Raw genomic sequence first — 14,925 nt, forward strand, 5'->3', positions numbered from 1 at the left:
CAGGCCCTGGACCGCCGGTCGCCGCGCGCGGCCCCACACCGCGCGACGGCGCCCGGCGGCCGGTCAGTTGGCCTCGGCCGGCACGGCGGCCAGGGAGCGGGACCGCACCACGAGTTGTGCGACCGCCGTCACCACCAGGTTCGGGACGAGCGCGATGAGCCCGGTGTCGACCGTGCCGACGTCCACGCTCCCGAAGGTGAGCCAGATCAGGACGCCGACGCCGGTCAGGATGCCGAGCAGTGCGGGCACGGCGTCCAGACGCACCTTCTTGGCCAGGCCCATGACGATCGCCGGGGCGAGCTGGGTGAGGCCTCCGTAGGTGAGCAGCAGAAGATCGGACAGGAGTCCGGGCCTGGTCAGGCCGAGCACGAGGGCGAGCGCGGCGGCCGCGACCACACAGAGGTGATTGGTGCGCAGCTGCGTACGTTCGTTGCGCGCGCTCAGCAGGTTGCGGGACAGCAGGCTGGAGATGCCCACGACGATGGCTGCCGAGGGGACCATGGCGGCCGAGGCCGCGGCGACCGCGACGACGCCGACGAGCCAGCCGGGCAGAGTCTGGCCCGCGAGGGTGAGGGCGACGGAGTTCGCGGGCGAGCCCGGCTTCACCATGAGGATTCCCGCGAAGCCGACGATGACCGGGATGCCGAGTGCTATCTGATAGAGCGGCAGCCAGACGGCGTTCTTGCGCAGGGCGCGCCCGCTGACGGCGGCGAGGACCGGCGGCCACAGGTGGGCCATGGTGCCGAGTCCGCCGCCGATGCCGGAGATGATGACGGCGGTGACGAAGAACGTGGCGTCATAACCCTCCTGATGGAACGTCAGGAGCTGTGGGTGGGTGTCCCGTATGGTCTCGAAGAGGCCGCCGATGCCGCCCCGCACGGAGACCGCGACACCGATGAGCAGCACCACGAGCCCGAAGATCATCAGGGCGTCCTTGAGGTAGGCGACGCGGGCGATGCCGCGGATCCCGGACCACAGGACGAAGGCGACGGTGAGGACGGTCGCGAGGACCATGCTGAGGTTGCCGCCCGTGCGGCTGCCGGTGGCGAGCTGGACGATCATCCCGAGCCCGGTGATCTGGAGCTGGAGGTACGGCAGCAGGAAGACGGCGCCGACGACGGCGACGACCTTGCCGAGCAGGGGGCTGCGGTAGCGGTCGGTGAAGAAGTCCGCCTGCGTCAAGTAGCCGCCCTTGCGGCCGAGTTCACGCATCCGGGGTGCGGTGAAGTACTGCAGGATGAAGTTGATCGCGAGGTAGCACAGCGCGAACGCGGCGGCGACACCTCCGCCGAAGGCGATGCCGGCGAGACCGAGGAAGCTGAAGGTCGTGAAGGCCTCGCCCGCCTGGAGGAACCAGGTGGTGAAGGTGGAGAACTTCCGTTTCCCCACCGTCCATTCGCCGAGTTCCCCGCTGCGCGGTCTGCGCCCGCTCACGCCGACGACGGCGATGGAGACCATGCCGATGAGAGTGATGGCCATGGTGGTGTTCATGCGGCGGCCTCCTCGGCCTCGTCGCGGTCGGCGCGTTCGTTGTCGGTCCGCGCGAAGTGCTCGACGAGGGCGAGCGACGCCGTCGTACCGGCCGTCCACAGCAGGCACCAGGCCAGGACGGAAGGGATGCCGAACCAGAGGTACGGGCCGTTGACGAAGGGCAGGAACGGGGTGCCGAGGAAAGCCAGTACAGGCACGACGGCCCAGATCACGTGCGGTTTTCTCATCAGGGCTCCATACTGCTGCGGAAGGTACGGCTGCGGAAGGTACGGCTACGGGAGGTGCGGCTACGGGAGGGAGGGGCGACGGCGTCCGTGCCCGGTGGCGGCCTCGTAGGCGGCGCCGACCTCGAGCACGGCCCGCTCGGCGCGGGGCGGGCCGACGATCTGGAGCCCTACGGGGAGCCCGGCTCCGGTGAAGCCGGCCGGTACGGAGAGGGCGGGTGCGCCCAGGACGGAGAGGAAGTACGCCGAGCGCATCCAGTCGAGATAGGTGTGCTGCGGCTGCCCGTCGATGACGGTCGGGTACTCCGCCTCCACGTCGAAGGGGGTGACCTGGCTGACGGGCGCGACCAGTACGTCGTAGCGCTCGAAGAAGCCGACGGCCGCGAGGTGGATGCGGGCGTGCTCGGCGGTCGCGCGGGCGAGGTCGGCGCCGGTCAGGCGCCGCCCCTCCTCGATGTTCCAGACGAGGCTGTCCTTCAGGGAGGCGCGGTCGCTGTCGAGGAGCGCGCCGAGGCCCTGGTTGAACTCCTGCGCGCGCAGCGTACGGAAGACGTCCTCGGCGCCGTCCAGGTCGGGGCAGTCCTCGGCAACGACGCAGCCGAATTCCTCGAAGACCTCGGCCTGCCGCTCGAAGACGTCGCGCACGTCGCGGTCGACGGCGACCCGCCCGCCGAGGTCGGGCGCGAACGCCACCCGCAGCCCGGCCGCGTCCCGCCCGAGCGGTGCGCGGAAGGGTGCGCCCGGCCCCTCCAGGGAGATCGGGACGCGCGGGTCGGGCCCGGCCATGACGGACAGCAGCAGCGCGGTGTCGGCGACGGTGCGCCCCATGGGCCCGGCGACGGCGAGGGTCTCCCACAGGTTGCCGGCTGGGTGCGAGGGGACGCGGCCGGGGGTGGGACGCAGGCCGACGACGTTGCAGAAGGACGCCGGGTTGCGCAGGGAGCCGCCCATGTCGCTGCCGTCGGCGAGCGGCTGGAACCCGGCGGCGAGCGCGGCCGCGGCCCCGCCACTGCTGCCGCCCGCCGACCGCTTCGTGTCGTACGGGTTCCTGGTCGCGCCGAAGACGGGGTTGAAGGTGTGCGAACCGGCGGCGAACTCGGGGACGTTGGTCTTGCCGATGCGGATGGCGCCCGCGTCCTGGATGCGCCGCACGAGCAGCTCGTCCTCGTCGGGGACGTGCTCGGCGAAGAGGGGTGAGCCGTGCGTGGTGCGCATGCCGCGGGTGAGGTGGGTGTCCTTGAACGCGATGGGCAGGCCGTGCAGCGGTCCGAGCTCCTCACCTCGCGCCTGACGCTCGTCGGCGGCGGCGGCCGCGGCGAGGGCGCCCTCGGGGTCCAGGGTGACGATCGCGTTGACGGCGGGGTTGAGGCGTTCGATGCGGTCGAGGTGGGCCTGGACGACCTCGCGGGCCGACAGCTCACCACGACGGACGCGCGCCGCGAGGTCGACGGCGTCGAGGACGCAGAGTTCGTCCTGTACCGGAGCGGAATCGGCGGGGCCGGTGGCGGCGGGGCCGGAGTCGGCGGGACCGGTGGAAACGGGCATGGCAGTCCTAGGGCAGCGGGCAGAGAGGCGCGGCCGGCCGGGGCGGGATCGGCGACGCGTGTGCTGCACCACACTGAAGGCGCTGACGTTTTCAGTCAACACCTAAAGTTGTATGAACTTTTAAGACGCCAAACTCACCACTGTGAAGGTTTCAGTCGCATTACCAAGGTCTGCGGCTGGACGTCGGAAACTCCACCCCGCTGCGCTTGAACGCGTCGACCACCAGATGCGACTGCACGGCCTCCACATGCCGCACCCAGGGCGAGGCGGTCAGGAACTCGTACAGCGCGGCCTTCGACGGCTGCGTCACGTCGACCAGGAGCTGGTGCTCACCCATGACCACGGCGGCGTACCGCACGAGCGGCGACTCGACGAGCAGCCGGCCCACCTTCTCGACCTCGTCGGGCCGGGTCCTGATCCACAGGAGCGCCTCGACCGGGAGGCCGAGCAGCGCGGGCTCGACGGCGGCCCGGATGCTCACGTGCCCGTCGCGGGTCAGCGTCTCGACGCGGCGGCGGGCGGTCGCCACGGAGACGCCCGCGACGGCGGCCAGGTCCTCGTGGGTGCGCCGCCCGTCCTCGGCGAGCGCGCCCAGGATCGCCCGCTCCTCGGGCCCGACCTCGACCTCCGGCAGCCCGATCTCGTCGACGCTCCCGGACGGCCCGCCGAGCGCCTCGATCTCCCCGGCGTCGAGGATCCCCGGCGACCACTCGTGCACGGTCCTGAAGTACCGCAGCACCGGCGACACGCTCTGCGAGAAGAGGCCGGGCAGCGCGGGCACCTCGTCGAGCATCAACGGCCCCAACTGCCCCTGTGGAAACTGGAGTTCGGCCACACAGTCGACCGGTCCCGCGAGCGCGTACGAGAAGATGCAGTCCGCTCGCCGGGCGGCCGCCACGGCCGCGTCGCGCACCGACCCCGGCCGGCAGGTCATCCGCAGGATCACGGTCTCCCCCCGCACGACGAGCCCCCGCACGGCCACGTCCCCACTCTCCAGCAACCGCAGCCCCCGCCGCGCCACCTTCCGCTCGGGCTCCCCGATCGCGGCCGCGATCCGCCGCCACGACGCCCGCCCGTCGATCTGCAGGGCGGCAACGATGCGCCGGTCGAGGGGGTCCAGGGGAGCGGGGGCGGTCGGGGTGGCCGGTACTGGGTGCGTCACAGGACTGACCATAACGAGCGGGGGCGGCGGGGCGGATCGGAACCGGGGCCCAGCACTCACACCCGTCCGAACAACGGCCCAAGGCCCCCGAAGAGGCGGACCCCGGATGACCTGCGAGTGAGCACGTCGCTGCGCCGCTGCACGGCCTTGGGACGGCAGAGCGGACCATCCGCCAGAGAAGGCGCGGACGCCGGAGAAGTGCCAGGGGCCGGACAGTGTGTGATGGTCCGGCCCCTCGCCCGGGAGGCTCCCGGCGCGCCTCGTAGGGTTCAGTCCTCGATCACCGGATTGCACGGCGAGAGGAAGGGGTCGAGGCGCTCCTCGACGGCCCCCCTGCGCACGACGCGCACCCGGAACGCGTTGTCTGCGTTCGGGATGTCGTTTTCGTCGGAGCGGTCGTGGAGCAGCCCCCATGCGCCGGGGAAGCGGCGCGCGATGTACGCCACCAGTTCGTCCAGCTGCTCGGCTTCGTAGCCCTTGTGGTTGGTCTGGCCGGCGGCGGTGACGACGGGCAGCCCGTTGAAGACGTCGAGCACGACCTTGCAGCTGGAGGACCACTGGACCGCGTCGATCCGTGCGCGCAGTTCCTCGACACCCGACCGCAGGGACTGCGCGTCGTCCTCGTACGGGTCCTCGGAGATACCGAACCAGCCATGGAACTCGTACATGCCCTCTACTCCAGCGGATTCGTGTCGATCACCGGCTCGACGCCGTACCGGCGTCCGTATTCCTGGAGCTTATCGATCACCCCTGGTCCGGGCGGTCCGTCGAACTGGAAGTACGGCGTGCGGCCACTCTGGATCGCCGCCTCGAACGTGGCTTGCGCCTGCTTGCGGAACTTCTTGTTCAGGGTGAAGTCCGCGGGCTTCGCCTGGGCCACGTACTTGTCGCTGATCGCGTCGAACTCACGTCCGTCCGGGTCGTTCGCGAACCTCCTGCGGGGCTCTCCGCCGAGCTTCTCGGCCAGCTTGTCCGCGTCGGGGTCGGGCTTGTTGACCTCGTGGAGTTCGCCGAGCCCTCCGTTGTCCTCGTACGGCGCGAGGCCCAGCGGATCGCTGAACCGGTGCGGGTTGTGCACGTACGCCGTCGGGTTGGGCGCGGGCGCGAGGCCCAGCGGGTCGGGCGTGGTGTACCGGGCGGTCTGCGGGTCGTAGTAGCGGTGGTGGTTGTAGTGGAGGCCGGTCTCCGGGTCGAAGTACTGGCCGGGGAACCGCAGCGGCGTGTACGCGGACGCGTCGGCGTTCCACGTCGTGATGCCCCACAGCGTGGTGCGGCTCTGCCAGGCGATGCGCCCGTCCTCGTCGATGAGCTCGGTCGGGGTGCCGATGAGGTCGGTGGCGATCGCGAAGAACCGCGCGTCGATCTCCCGCTGCGTGGCCACGTCGGTGAGCCGTTCGGTCTGGGCGACCGGGGTCAGGCCCTCGTGGTCCCAGCTCAGCGTGGTGTGGTGAGGCAGCTCGCCGGGGAACTCCGTGGTCTGCTCGGCGAGCACGGGACCGTCCCAGACGAAGCGCGTGCGCTCGGCCACCGCTTCGCCGTCGGCCGCCATCCGCTCCTTGGCGATGCGCCGGCCGAGCGGGTCGTACCGGTAGCGCCACGCAGTGCCGTCCGGGGTCGTGACGTCGGTGAGCCGGTCCTCGGCGTCGTACGCGTACGTCCACACGTCACGCTTCTTCGACAGCCGGGTCTTCGAGCGCCGGATCAGCCGGCCCGCCTCGTCGTACACGTAGCGGTTGGCCCCGGCCTGCGTGATCCGGGTGCCGGTGTAGGAGCGCTCGCCGCGCGCGCCGCCACTGGCGTGGCGGTCCGGCCAGGCGGCGGAGATGTTGTTGCCGCCGCTGTCGTACGCGTAGGACTCGCTCCACCCGTCGGCCGTGACGGCGGTGACCCGGCCCGTCGCGTCCAGGCCGAAGCGGCGCGGGCCGCGCAGGGCGTCGTCGGCCGCGACGAGATGGCCGTCCTCGCGGTACGCGTACGTCCGCAGGTTCAGCCGGTGGCCGCCGCGGGCGATCTCCTGAGCGGTGAGCCGGCCGGCGTCGTCCCAGTCCGACGTCAGCGTCAGCGTCTGTCCGACGCTGCGGGTCAGCTCGCGCCCCGCGGCATCACGCGTGAACACGATGTCGTGGCCCGCGACGGTCAGCGCGGCGGCACGGCCCGCGCTGTCGTGCGTGTACGAGGTGACATGGCCGCCCGGGGTGACGCGCCGGTTGCGGCGCCCGGCCACGTCGTACGAGAACGACAGCGCACGCCCGTCGGTCAGCTCGGACTTGACGTGGCCCCGGCGGTCGTACGCGTACGTCAGCTCCGCGTCGGGCCCGATGGCCCGAAGGAGCCGGCCCGCGGGGTCGTACTCGTACGTCGTCACGGCGCCGCCGGCGTCCTTGCGGACGACCCGGCCGAGCAGGTCCCGCTCGTAGCGGACGGCCGCGCCGAGCGGGGTGGTTCGGGTCAGCACCCGGCCGAGCGGATCGACGTCGTAGGCGAGCGTCCGGCCGTCGAAGTCGGTCTCGGCGACGAGGCTGCCGACCGGGTCGTAGGTGTAACTCCACCGCAGGCCCAGGGGGTTGCGGACCTCGGTGAGGCGCAGCTCGGTGTCGTGCGTGAACTCGTGGCGGGTGCCGTCGGGGTCGGTGCGGGCCGTGAGCAGGTCGAAGTGGGTGTACTCGAAGGCCGTGGTGCCGCCCTCGGGGTCGGTGTGGCGGACGCAGTTGCCCTCGCCGTCGTACGTCCACGACTCCACGGCGCCGTCCGGGCCCGTCAACCGCGCGAGCCGGCCCTCGGGGGTCCACTCGAAGAGGGCGGCGGCGCCGCTGGGTCCGGTGCGCTCTGTGATCCGGCCGAAGGCGTCCCGCACGTACGACGTGCGGCCGCCGTCCGGGGCGGTCTGCTCCAGGAGAAGGCCTGCGGCGTTGTGGCGCAGCAGGGTCGTGGCACCGAGCGGATCGGTAACCGAGGTGACGTGGCCGAGCGCCTCGTGGGTGTAGCGGGTGGTGCGCCCGGCGGGGTTGGTGACCGCGGCCCGGTTGCCGCGTTCGTCGAACTCCTGCTTCCAGCGCAGCCCGCCCGGCTCGACCAGTTCGACCGGGCGGCCGTCACCGTCGTAGGCCGCCGTCTGCACGCTGCCGTCGGGACGGGTCGTCGAGACGAGACGGCCCTCGTCGTCCCAGCGGAACTCGGTGCGCGCGCCGAGGGGGTCGGTACGGGACAGCAGCCGGTCGTCACGGTCGTAGGCGTACCGGATCGTCGCGCCCGTGGGCCAGGTCTCGGCGACGACCTGTAGGTGGCTGTTGACCGTGTAGCGCCAGGTGTGGCCGAGGGAGTCGGTGACCGTGGTGGTGGTCAGGCCCGTGCCGAGGTGCGGGTCGCTGTAGTGGAACTCCGAGGCCAGGTGCCCCTCGGCACCGGTCTGGGACACGCACCGGTCGTTGTCGTCGTACACGAAGCTGTAACTGGAGCCGTTCGTGTCGGTCCAGGCGGCGATGCGGCCTTCGGTGTCGTAGGCGAACCGGGTGGGGACGCCGGAGGACTTGGTGACCTCGGTGAGATGGCCCTCCTCGCTGTATCCGTACCTGGCGATCTCGGTGCCGCCGAGGCTCAGCGAGGTGATCCGGCGGTTCTCCGTGGTGAACGTGAGGCGGTAGCCCCCCGAGTGGGTGAGGGCGAGCGGGGCGCCCTCCTCGTCGTACTCGGCGATGATCGTGCGCCCGTGCCGGTCGGCGATCTCGGCGAGCGGCGCTGTGCCGTTGTCACCCGGCTCGGTTCCGGGCGGGGCGAGGAAGTGCCGGACGGTGCCCGTGTCCGGGTCGGTGAGCGTGTAGCTTCCGTCGGCATGCCGCTCCAGCGGCCAGCGCGGTCCCGCCTCGGGGAGCACCGGGGTGCCGGGGGCGGGGTGCGGATACGGGACGAGCAGGTTGTCCTCACCGTGGAGGACGACACCGATCGGGTCGACGGTCAGGCGCTGGTCGATCGTCGACGACCAGCTCTCGCCGAACCAGCGGCCAGCCCGGTACGAGGACTCGAAGTCCCTGCGGAACAGCAGCGGCAGGCTGCCCGGCAGTAGCACGTCCTCCTGCGGCAGGAACATGCGGCCGGTCGCGAAGTCGACGGGCTCACGGCCGCACCGCTTGCCGTCGGGCCTGCGGACGGTCTCCCTGAGCCTCTTGGCGCGGCGCGCCTTGGCGGCGTCCGCGAGCTCGTCCGTGAGCCTCGCGCTCTTCGCGGCGGCTCCGGCGCCACCCGTCGCGGCGGTGAGGATCGCGTCCGGCACCATTGTGCCGAGCCCTTCCGCCGGATCCTTCATGAAGTTGTCCAGCATCTGCTTGCCGGTGCCCCAGGGGTCGTTGGCGACCTGGACGAGTCCGGCGACGGTGCTGTTGAGGTTCATCACGTAATCGGCGGGATGCGTGATGTTGTACGGGTCCATCGGGTTGAGGCCCCGGACGAAGTTCACGAGGCCCGCGGTGCCCTTGACCACGCCCATGGTGAAGTGGGTCTTCATCAGTTCGTACTCGTCGAGCCCGTCCTGCAGCTGTTCGCTGTAGGAAGGCTTGGGCGGGGCCGCGTCCCGGGCCTTCTGGACGGCTTTGCGGGCGGTCTCGGCGGCGGAGTTCCGCTGCTTGCGCGCCTCGGCGAGGATCTCCTGCGCCTCCTGCATCTTCCCCTTGCCGGGGTCGGAGAACTCGCCCGGCTTCGGCGGCAGGGTGGCGGGATCACGCTTGTCGGCGGGCATCGCGTTGTACTTGTCGACCGCGTCGTTGTAGCCGTCGACCTTCTTCTTGTGCGCGTCCACGGCGTCCGCCGAGGCCTTCGTGCCTTCCTTCCACTTGTCGATCGCGGCCTGCGCCTGACCCTGCGCCCAGGTCACCGTGTCCGCGAACGACTCCAGCGCCTTCGTCGCCCCCTCGAACGCGTCGGCGCCCTTGAACCACCTACGCGGCTCCAGTTTCACCGTCTTACGGAACGCGTCCGCGGCCTCACCCTGCAGCGAGTCCGACTCGAGCCCTTCGAGACCGAGCCCGACGTCGTTGAACGAATCCGTGAAGTCACGCAGGTGGGAGGCGTTGGAGCGCAGCTTGCCCGGCGAGCCGTAGATGAGCTTGGTCTTGTCCTCGGTCTGCCCGAGGTCCATCTCGTCGACCTCGGCACCCATCCGGTTCGCCAGCGAACGCGACTTCTCGCGCACCCAGTCCGCACCGGACTCCCAGCCGACGTCATCGAGCCGGTCCGCGGTCCACTTGCCGGCGTCCTCGACCCGGTCACCGGCCCACTCGACGCCGTCCTCGACCGCGTCCTCGACGACATCCGGCGTGAGGTCACTGACGATGTCCCCGATACCCATACGTCAGTTCCCCCCGGCGTCGTTCTGCTGTTGCTCTTGCTGGGCCCGCTCCTCGGGCGACGGCCCGAAGGTGTCGTCGACGGCCTTGTCGAACTGTTCCTGGTCGATGCCGAAGAGCTCGTTGAGCCTGCGCGACTGTTCGCCGCCCTGCCCCTCGGTGACCAGCGCGCGCCCGGTGTCCTTCCAGGTCTGGCCCATCTCGTCACCGGCGCGGTCCCACGACTCGGCGCTCCAGTCCGGGTTCAGCGCGTCCGGTGTGAACACGTCTCCCCAGTCCTGCTTGGCGATGTCCTCCTCGGAGGCGTACGGGCTGCCGCCGGCGATCGAGTTGACGCCGTACTTCAACGCGCTCTCGACGTACCGGTCCTCCTCCCACAGCACGCCCGCGGCCAGGCCGAGCTTCGCCGCGATGGCGCTTGCGTCCTGGACCAGCGCCCGCACGCCCCACTCCCACCGCTCGCAGAAGTCCTCGAAGTCCACGGACAGGCCGTGGTGCCCGGCTTCCATACCGGTCATCGCCATTTCGGAGAAGCCCTTGCCGAGCACCCCTCCCGTGCTCGTGCCGATCTCCTTCAACTCACCGATCGCGTCACCTATGCCCTGGGTGAGCCGCTGGACGGTGAAGTGGTCGACACCGAGATCCTTCGCCCCGTCGCCCATCAGAGGGCACCCCCTGCGGTCCCGCCGGCGAGCTTGTCCGGTGTGTCGACGGCGACTTCGTCCGGAACAATGCCCATGGCGGGCGGGAAGAGCATGGACCCGTCTGGGTCCGCCACGTCGACGGCGAGGCCCGCGGGTTCACCCATCGCCGGGACGATCTCGTCGAGCAGCCGGGCGCCGAGCAGTTCGGCGAACTCCCAGGGCCGCGCGCAGTCCTGGGAGCTCCCGGACTCCCGCGCCCGCGATTGCGCGAAGCGGGCCAGGGCCTCCTCCCCGGTGAACGCGAATACCCAGCGCACACCGCCGAGATGCCCCGTCCACAGCCCGCCCCGGTCCAGCGGCACGAGCAACCTGGCCCTCCTCAGCTCCCCGAGGAGCGCCCGTGGATCACCCGCCCCGGCACGCCGCTCAGCGATCTGCTCGGCGAGCGCAGTCCCGTCACCCACTTCATTGCCTCCCCCGGCATCGGCAACCACAAGCCTTCCCAGGAAACACGTCCCACCCACATCCGACGGTTCCCGGCCACTGCCCCATGCCGTTCCCGACCAGGGGAAGAAATACGAAGCTTCCGGCACCGGAAGCTCCCGGGCCACAGGTCGAAGCCCAATGGATGACGGTCCATCAGAACACCCAGCACCATCCCAGCACGGAAACGGCAAGGGGCCGACTCCCGCAAGAGCCGACCCCATTTGACCTGCATGTCTGCCAGGTCATCAACGTGGTGTTACCTCACCCGCTCAGACGTTGAAGCGGAACTCCACCACGTCCCCGTCCTGCATCACATAGTCCTTGCCCTCCATGCGGGCCTTGCCCTTGGCGCGGGCCTCCGCGACCGAGCCCGTCTCCATCAGGTCGCCGAAGGAGATGACCTCCGCCTTGATGAAGCCCTTCTGGAAGTCGGTGTGGATGACGCCGGCCGCCTCGGGGGCCGTGGCGCCCTTCTTGATGGTCCAGGCGCGCGTTTCCTTCGGGCCTGCCGTCAGGTACGTCTGGAGGCCGAGGGTGTCGAAGCCGACGCGGCCGAGCGTGGCCAGGCCGGGCTCCTCCTGGCCCATCGACTGGAGGAGTTCGAGCGCCTCGTCGTCGTCGAGCTCGATCAGCTCCGACTCGATCTTGGCGTTCAGGAAGATCGCCTCTGCGGGGGCGACCAGGGCGCGCTGCTCGTTCTTGAAGTCCTCGTCGACCAGCTCGTCCTCGTCCACGTTGAACACGTAGAGGAAGGGCTTGGTGGTGAGGAGGTGCAGCTCGTGGAGCAGGCGGCCCTTCTCCGTGCCGGCGGTGATGCCCGCGGCGAAGAGCGTCGTGCCGGACTCGAGGATCTTCTGCGCCTCCTCGACCGCGGCGAGCACCGCGACCTTCTCCTTCTGGAGACGGGACTCCTTCTGGAGGCGCGGGACCTGCTTCTCGACGGACTGGAGGTCCGCGAGGATCAGCTCCGTGTTGATCGTCTCGATGTCGTCCTTGGGCGAGACCTTGCCGTCGACGTGCACGACGTTCTCGTCCTTGAAAGCGCGGATGACCTGGCAGATCGCGTCCGACTCGCGGATGTTCGCGAGGAACTTGTTGCCCAGGCCCTCACCCTCGGAGGCGCCGCGCACGATGCCCGCGATGTCGACGAAGTCGACCGTCGCCGGGAGGATCTTCTGGGAGCTGAAGACCTCGGCGAGCTTGGCGAGACGGGGGTCGGGGACGCCGACCACGCCCACGTTCGGCTCGATGGTGGCGAACGGGTAGTTGGCCGCCAGCACGTCGTTCTTGGTCAGGGCGTTGAACAGGGTCGACTTGCCGACATTCGGCAGACCGACGATTCCGATCGTGAGCGACACGTTGCGACTTCCCGTACGTGAGGATGGAGGAGCCCCAGTCTACGGCGTGCCGCGCCACCCCCCGGCGCCGTATCGAACGCTTGGCCAAGGTCGGCGAAACCGCGTGTCCCGGAGCGGATTCCACACATAACCCGACCTAAGTTGGTGCGGTGGAACAACCCAGTCGCACTCCGCCGCGCGCCCAGCAGAACCGGACCCGCCGCACGCCCCCGCTCCCCCCGCAGGCGCAGGGCGGCAGCGACGGACGCGACGGACCCTCCGGGCCCGGTTCCACCACGGTGTACCGGGCGTCGGGCAAGGGCGGCGGCAAGGCACCGCGCCCAGCGCCCCCGGTCGTCCTCGCGCTGCGCCGCTTCCCCGATCCGCGCCTCACCGGCCTCGGCAGCGGGCTGTTCTGCACGGCCACGATGTTCGCGCTCGCCTGCCTGGACGCGCTGCTGTTCGACGGCTCGGTCACCGTGTACGGGGTGCTGTTCCTGCTGGTCAGCGCGCTCACGGCGATGTGGGTGCGGCGCGCCGACCTGGTGAGCGCGCCCGTCGCCGTGCCGATCGGCTTCGCCGTCGGGATCCTGCCGGTGGCCAACGGCTCGGGCGGGCTCGGCGGGCAGGTGATGGGGCTGGTGACGGCCCTCGCGATGCACGCCGGCTGGCTCTACGGCGGCACGCTCGTCGCCGGACTCGTCGTGACCGTGCGCGGCATCCGCCACATGGCCCGGCGCGCGGCGCGCCGACGAGCCCTCGCCCAGGCCCGCGCCGGCTCCCCGGGCACTGCAGGACGACAGGTGATGTCGGCCCCGCGCCCCCGGCGGCGTACGGCCTAGCGCGTCCTCCGGCGCCGCACGGTCCGTCCCGGCGCCCGGTGGCCCGCTACTTCTGCTGCGCCGCCGCCATCGCGGCCCCCACGATCCCCGCATTGTTCTGCAGCTGCGCCGGGACGATTTCCGCCTTGACGCCCTTGATCAAGGGCAGGAACCTGTCGGCCTTGCGGCTGACGCCGCCGCCGATGATGAACAGTTCGGGGGAGAACAGCATCTCGACGTGCGCCAGGTACTTCTGGACCCGGTGCGCCCAGTGTTCCCAGCTCAGGTCGTGGTCTTCCTTCGCCTTCGTCGAGGCGTGCTTCTCGGCGTCGTGGCCGTGCAGCTCCAGATGGCCGAGCTCGGTGTTCGGGACGAGCTGTCCGTCGATGAACAGGGCGCTGCCGATGCCGGTGCCGAGGGTGAGGAGCAGCACCACGCCCTTGCGGCCGCGGCCCGCGCCGAAGTGCATCTCGGCGACGCCGGCCGCGTCCGCGTCGTTGAGGACCGTCACGGGGAACCCGTCCAGCCGCTCGCCGAGGAGGGCGCGGGCGTCGACGTCGATCCACGACTTGTCGACATTGGCGGCCGTACGGATCATGGCGCCGCCCGTGACGACGCCGGGGAAGGTGATGCCGAGCCGGTCGGGCCGCGTTCCGAAGTGCTCCACGACCTGCTTCACCCCGTCGGCCACGCCGTCGGGCGTGGCCGGGTGCGGGGTCAGGACCTTGAACCGCTCCTGTGCCAGGTCTCCACGGTCCAGGTCAACGGGTGCGCCCTTGATCCCTGATCCGCCGATGTCCACGCCGAAGATCTGCATGGCACCACGTTACGACGAGTGGCTCAACGTCACTTCTCGGAGGAGTCGTCCCCCACGAGCGCCGCAGCCTCCGCGCGCAGGTCACGCCGGAGTTCCTTCGGCAGGGAGAAGGTGATCGACTCGTCGGCGGTCTTCACGGTCTCCACGTCGCCGTAACCGCGCTCGGCCAGCCACTCCAGTACGCCGTCCACCAGCACGTCGGGGACCGAGGCGCCGGAGGTGAGGCCGACCGTGGTGACGCCCTCGAGCCAGGCCTCGTCGATCTCGGCGGCGAAGTCCACCAGGTGGGCGGCGGGCGCGCCGGCGTCCAGGGCGACCTCGACCATGCGGATCGAGTTGGAGGAGTTCTTGGAGCCGACGACGATGACGAGCTCGGCGTCCTCGGCCAGCTTCTTCACCGCGATCTGGCGGTTCTGCGTGGCGTAGCAGATGTCGTCGCTGGGCGGCGAGAGCAGGTTCGGGAACTTGTTCTTGAGGGCGTCGACCGTCTCCATGGTCTCGTCCACGGAGAGCGTGGTCTGGGAGAGCCAGACGACCTTCGACTCGTCCCGCACCTCCACGTTCGCCACGTCCTCGGGGCCGTCGACCAGCGTGATGTGGTCGGGGGCCTCGCCCGAGGTGCCGATGACCTCTTCGTGGCCCTCGTGGCCGATCAGGAGGATGTCGTAGTCCTCCTTGGCGAAGCGGACGGCTTCCTTGTGGACCTTGGTGACGAGCGGGCAGGTCGCGTCGATGGTGGCGAGCTTGCCGGCCGCGGCCTCGTCGTGGACGACGGGCGCGACGCCGTGCGCCGAGAACATCACGATGGAGCCCTCGGGGACCTCCTGCGTCTGCTCGACGAAGATCGCGCCCTTCTTCTCCAGGGTCTGCACGACGTACTTGTTGTGGACGATCTCGTGGCGGACATAGATCGGGGCCCCGTACTGCTCGAGGGCCTTCTCGACGGCGATCACGGCACGGTCCACACCGGCGCAGTAGCCCCGGGGGGCGGCGAGCAGGACGCGGCGGGGGCCAGTCGTAGCAGTCATGCCCACCATCGTAAGGCCGTGTCCAACAGGTCAA

Annotated in this window: 12 protein-coding genes; 1 reads left to right on the top strand and 11 read right to left on the bottom strand. The window is 70.5% G+C overall.

Annotation, left to right across the window (positions count from 1 at the left end; all coding sequences use genetic code 11):
• Positions 1-63: 63 nt before the first annotated feature.
• The 9 genes from ACWFR4_RS09440 to ychF form a co-directional block, all read right to left on the bottom strand.
• Complete coding sequence (locus ACWFR4_RS09440; RefSeq protein ID WP_453651741.1) at positions 64-1,491, bottom strand: sodium:solute symporter family transporter; 1,428 nt, start codon at positions 1,489-1,491, stop codon at positions 64-66.
• Positions 1,488-1,718: a hypothetical protein gene (locus tag ACWFR4_RS09445; protein WP_453458989.1), complete on the bottom strand. Its 231-nt coding sequence runs from the start codon at positions 1,716-1,718 to the stop codon at positions 1,488-1,490. Before ACWFR4_RS09445 ends, ACWFR4_RS09440 begins: the two co-directional genes overlap by 4 nt.
• Before the next feature lie 60 nt (positions 1,719-1,778).
• Positions 1,779-3,260, bottom strand: coding sequence for an amidase (locus tag ACWFR4_RS09450; protein ID WP_453651743.1), 1,482 nt, complete (start codon positions 3,258-3,260; stop codon positions 1,779-1,781).
• A gap of 160 nt (positions 3,261-3,420) precedes the next feature.
• Positions 3,421-4,422 carry an Lrp/AsnC family transcriptional regulator gene (locus tag ACWFR4_RS09455; RefSeq protein WP_453651745.1) on the bottom strand — a complete coding sequence of 334 codons (1,002 nt, stop codon included), beginning with the start codon at positions 4,420-4,422 and terminating at the stop codon, positions 3,421-3,423.
• Positions 4,423-4,691: 269 nt separating this feature from the next.
• On the bottom strand, positions 4,692-5,090 hold the full coding sequence (locus ACWFR4_RS09460) for an Imm7 family immunity protein (protein WP_266744082.1): 399 nt from the start codon (positions 5,088-5,090) through the stop codon (positions 4,692-4,694).
• Between the two features lie 5 nt (positions 5,091-5,095).
• Entirely contained in the window at positions 5,096-9,760 is a 4,665-nt protein-coding gene (locus tag ACWFR4_RS09465) for a putative T7SS-secreted protein (RefSeq protein WP_453651747.1), read from the bottom strand.
• A gap of 3 nt (positions 9,761-9,763) precedes the next feature.
• Positions 9,764-10,423: a hypothetical protein gene (locus ACWFR4_RS09470; RefSeq protein WP_453459046.1), complete on the bottom strand. Its 660-nt coding sequence runs from the start codon at positions 10,421-10,423 to the stop codon at positions 9,764-9,766.
• On the bottom strand, positions 10,420-10,866 hold the full coding sequence (locus ACWFR4_RS09475) for a hypothetical protein (RefSeq protein ID WP_453458979.1): 447 nt from the start codon (positions 10,864-10,866) through the stop codon (positions 10,420-10,422). The genes ACWFR4_RS09470 and ACWFR4_RS09475 overlap by 4 nt, the downstream gene beginning before the upstream one ends.
• Before the next feature lie 291 nt (positions 10,867-11,157).
• The gene (ychF, locus tag ACWFR4_RS09480) at positions 11,158-12,246 is read right to left on the bottom strand and encodes a redox-regulated ATPase YchF (protein WP_383002514.1); all 1,089 of its coding nucleotides are present in this window, start codon (positions 12,244-12,246) and stop codon (positions 11,158-11,160) included.
• A gap of 149 nt (positions 12,247-12,395) precedes the next feature.
• On the opposite strand from ychF, the gene ACWFR4_RS09485 reads away from it, so the two are divergent.
• The gene (locus tag ACWFR4_RS09485; RefSeq protein ID WP_453651749.1) at positions 12,396-13,067 is read left to right on the top strand and encodes a DUF6542 domain-containing protein; all 672 of its coding nucleotides are present in this window, start codon (positions 12,396-12,398) and stop codon (positions 13,065-13,067) included.
• A gap of 46 nt (positions 13,068-13,113) precedes the next feature.
• On the opposite strand, the gene ppgK is transcribed toward ACWFR4_RS09485, so the two are convergent.
• Complete coding sequence (ppgK, locus tag ACWFR4_RS09490) at positions 13,114-13,863, bottom strand: polyphosphate--glucose phosphotransferase (RefSeq protein WP_453458972.1); 750 nt, start codon at positions 13,861-13,863, stop codon at positions 13,114-13,116.
• Between the two features lie 29 nt (positions 13,864-13,892).
• Entirely contained in the window at positions 13,893-14,891 is a 999-nt protein-coding gene (locus ACWFR4_RS09495; protein ID WP_453458970.1) for a 4-hydroxy-3-methylbut-2-enyl diphosphate reductase, read from the bottom strand.
• Positions 14,892-14,925: the final 34 nt, after the last annotated feature.

The organism is Streptomyces sp. NPDC055140, from assembly GCF_053607285.1.